The organism is Actinoallomurus acaciae, from assembly GCF_042429965.1.
In the GTDB taxonomy this organism is placed as follows: domain Bacteria; phylum Actinomycetota; class Actinomycetes; order Streptosporangiales; family Streptosporangiaceae; genus Actinoallomurus; species Actinoallomurus acaciae.
Map to the genome: position 1 here is coordinate 1 of NZ_JBHLZP010000700.1, position 3,503 is coordinate 3,503.

At 73.6% G+C, this 3,503-nt stretch carries 4 protein-coding genes; 2 read left to right on the forward strand and 2 right to left on the reverse strand.

Features of this window, described 5'->3' with window-relative positions:
* Positions 1–191 precede the first annotated feature (191 nt).
* The gene (locus ACFFNX_RS45280; protein WP_378212487.1) at positions 192–1,070 is read right to left on the reverse strand and encodes a haloalkane dehalogenase; all 879 of its coding nucleotides are present in this window, start codon (positions 1,068–1,070) and stop codon (positions 192–194) included.
* Positions 1,071–1,136: 66 nt separating this feature from the next.
* Between ACFFNX_RS45280 and ACFFNX_RS45285 the strand changes: the two genes are divergently transcribed.
* Positions 1,137–1,646 carry a MarR family winged helix-turn-helix transcriptional regulator gene (locus ACFFNX_RS45285; protein ID WP_378212488.1) on the forward strand — a complete coding sequence of 170 codons (510 nt, stop codon included), beginning with the start codon at positions 1,137–1,139 and terminating at the stop codon, positions 1,644–1,646.
* Between the two features lie 254 nt (positions 1,647–1,900).
* Positions 1,901–2,746 carry an endo alpha-1,4 polygalactosaminidase gene (locus ACFFNX_RS45290; protein WP_378212489.1) on the forward strand — a complete coding sequence of 282 codons (846 nt, stop codon included), beginning with the start codon at positions 1,901–1,903 and terminating at the stop codon, positions 2,744–2,746.
* Between the two features lie 235 nt (positions 2,747–2,981).
* Here ACFFNX_RS45290 and ACFFNX_RS45295 read toward each other — a convergent pair.
* Positions 2,982–3,503 (reverse strand): RecB family exonuclease (locus ACFFNX_RS45295; protein WP_378212490.1); only part of this gene is annotated, 522 nt, incomplete at its 5' end.

Sequence of the window (3,503 nt, forward strand, 5' to 3'; positions counted from 1 at the left end):
GAGGGCGGGGAGTGTCCGGGAGGGCGGGGAGTGTCCGGGAGGGCGGGGAGTGTCCGGGAGGGCGGGGAGTGTCCGGGAGGGCGCAGTGTCCCGGACGGCGGGACTTCGACACACGCCCTAGCCGGGCCGGGCCGGGCCGGCGGGGATCTTCCTGTGCGCGTCGCCGGTCCGGGGCGGCGCTCGCGTCAAGCTCAGCCCTCGCCGTCGAGGAGCAGGCCGTGCTCGTCCAGCCAGGCGACGAGCGACGCGGCGATGGCCTCGGGCTGATCCTCGGGGGTGTGATGGCCGGCCGGCCCGTGCGCCGCCGTCTCCAGGTTCGCCACGTGGACGGCGCACCAGTCGATGATCTCCGGGCCCATCATCGTGCCGGGGCCGGGTTCGAAGGTGAGCAGGAGCTTGGGCACGTCCGCGCCGGCCGTCAGCCACTCGGTGTAGGCGGCGATCCTGGCGACGACGTCGGCCGGTTCCCCGTCCAGCGGCATCGCGCGCGGCCACTGCAACAACGGCACGCGGCTCTCCCTGGTCGGGTACGGCCGGCGATAGACGTCGAGGTCCTCCTCGCTCAGCCCGCGGGCGACGGTGCGCGGCAACGACCCCTCGACGAACACGTTCTGATCCAGCACCATGGCCTCGCCCACGCCGGGCGTCCGCACCGATTCGAACAGCGGACGGGCGCCGGCCGGGAAGTCCTCCCACGACATCGGTTTCACGATCGTCTCGGTGAACGCGACGCCCCGCACCCGTCCGGGGTGGCGGGCCGCCCAGTCGAAGGCGAGGGCTCCGCCCCAGTCATGGCCGATCAGCACGACCTGGTCGAGCCCGAGCGCGTCGAACCACGCGTCGAGGTACCGCGCGTGATCGTGGAAGGTGTAGGCGATGCCGGGCTTTCCCGAGTCGCCCATGCCGATCAGGTCGGGCGCCAGGCACCGGCCGGACGCGCCGACGGCCGGCAGGATGTGCCGCCACAGGTACGACGATGTGGGGTTGCCGTGCAGGAAGATCATCGGTACTCCCCCCGTGCCGACCTCCCGGTAGAAGATCGTGGAGCGCAGGACATGTGCGGTGGGCATGACGAGGCCTCTCCGCCGGCGATGACACACTAGACAGGTACCTGCCCACATTAGGAAACAAGACAGGTGACTGTCTATATGCACGGAGCCTCCTCCGCCGGGCGACCGCGATTCGCCCTCCTCCTGCGCCTGCTCCACCGCGAGTACGCCCTCGGCGTCGAGGCCTCCCTCGCCGAGGCGGGCTTCGGCGACATCCGGTCCGGGGACGCGAAGGTGTTCCCCTTGGTCCCCCCGGAGGGAATCCAGGTCCGTGACCTCGCCATCCGCGCCGGCGTACGCAAACAGACCATGGCGCAGACGGTCGACCAGCTCGAACGGGCCGGCTATCTGGAACGCCGCCCGAACCCACGGGACGGGCGGTCCCGGCTGGTCGTGCTCACCGAACGAGGAAGGGCGGTCCGGCCGCTCGCGGCCGGCGCAGGAGACCGGATCGAAGAGCGGTGGGCCGAGCTGACCAGTCCCGAGGAGTTCGAGGCTCTCCGCACCCTCCTGCACCGCCTGCTGGACCGGATCGGCCAGACGGACCCCGACGCGGCCGACCGCCTGACGCCGATCGACGAGAGCCGGCCCGACTGACCCTCGCGGCGGTCCGTACGGCCGAAACACCGCCGTTGATCGAGGCGACCGCGAGGCCAACGGCGGTGGCAGTCCCTCGGCAAGGTCCACGCCGCGGCGGCTCCGGCGCGCCTATCGGAACCGGCGGCAGGCCGGCTGGAGCCCCACCGGCTGAAGCCCGGATGCCGCTCATGGCGAAGACCTCCCGCGTGATGGAGCGCCCTCGTGTCCGTCGTGCGGTACGGTCCGCGGATGGCCGTCTTCCGGGGTTGTGCGTGCGTCCGCGTCGCGTCGCGCTGGTGACCGGCGCGGCGGTGGTCGTCGCCGCCGCGGTGACCGCCGTCGTCCTCTCGCGGACCTCCTCGCCGGAGACCGGTGACGCGAGGCCGCCCCGGCCCGTACGGGTCACACCGCCGCCGGTCTCGGCGGCGTTCGACTACCAGATCGGCGGGCCGTACCCGCCCGCGCCCGGGGTGCGGGTCGTCTCCCGCGACCGCTCCGCCGCGCCGCTCGCCGGCCGGTACACCATCTGCTACGTCAACGCCTTCCAGGCCCAGCCGGACGAGCTGGCCTGGTGGCGGCGGGCCCACCCGGACCTGCTCCTGCGGAAGCTGGACGGCGCACTGGTGATCGACCGGGACTGGAACGAGGCGCTCCTGGACGTCTCGACGCCCGCCAGGCGGGCCGCGGCGGCCGCGATCGTCGGCACCTGGATCGACGACTGCGCGCACCGGGGCTTCCAGGCGGTGGAGCCGGACAACCTCGACTCCTACGAGCGGTCCGGCGGCCGGCTGACCCCGGACGACAACGCCGCGTTCGCGGCCCTCCTGGCCCGCCGCGCCCACGCCGACGGCCTGGCCATCGCGCAGAAGAACACCGCGGGCCTGCTCTCCCGGCGCCGGAGCATCGGCTTCGACCTCGCCGTCACCGAGGAGTGTGGGCGCTACGACGAGTGCGACCGCTACGCCTCGGCCTACCCGGGCCGGGTCTTCGACATCGAGTACCGCCGGCGCGACCTCACCGCGGCCTGCCGCGACCGTGCCGGCCGGCCGTCGGTCGTCCTCCGCGACCGCGAGGTCAGCCCGCCGGGCACGCCGGGCCACCGCTTCGCGACCTGCTGACAGAAGGCGGCCGTGCGCCGCTCGGGCCGGGAATCGTCATGTGGACGGCGACTCCAGATGCTGCCGGATCCGGTCGGCCATCTCGCCGCCGAACGCGTGTGCCGCCCGCCGGTGTCGATCGGCCGCGATGTGGTCCCGGGACGGCAGTGAGCCCCGGCGTGCGTTGTCATCGCATGGTGAACATCTCGCCGTGGATCCCGATGCCGGGGAGCTCCGGACCCCGTTCGGCGTGGTGTCAGGCCGAGGGGATGCGGCCCAGCAGTTCGGTGAGGCCCTCCTCGTCCAGCAGGTCGGCGGGGCGCACGGTCACGTTCGCGGCGACATAGTGGAACGCGGCGCTCACCCGCTCGACCTCGACCCCGGCGAGCCGGGCCCAGGCCAGCCGGTACGCCGCGAGCTGGACGCCGGCGACGCGCGCCTCCTCACCGGACGGCGGGCGGCCGGTCTTCCAGTCGACCACCTCATAACCGCCGCCCTCGGCCCGGAACACCGCGTCCATCCGGCCGCGGATCAGCCGGTCGCCGATCAGCGTCTCGAACGGCACCTCGATGTCGGACGGCTCGCGGTCGGCCCAGTCGCTCGCCTCGAACGCCTCCTGCAGCGCCTCGAGCTGCCCGTCGGCCGCGGCGCCCTCGTCGGAGGCGCCGGGCAGGTCGTCCAGGTCGAGCAGCCGCTGCTGGCCCCAGCGCGACTCCAGCCAGCGGTGGAAGGCGGTGCCACGCCGGGCGTACGGGGCGGGCGGGCGTGGCAGCGGGCG

Excerpts from the sequence above, each read along its gene's own strand:
- ACFFNX_RS45280 (WP_378212487.1), bottom strand. The coding sequence starts at position 1,070 with ATGCCCACCGCACATGTCCTGCGCTCCACGATCTTCTACCGGGAGGTC.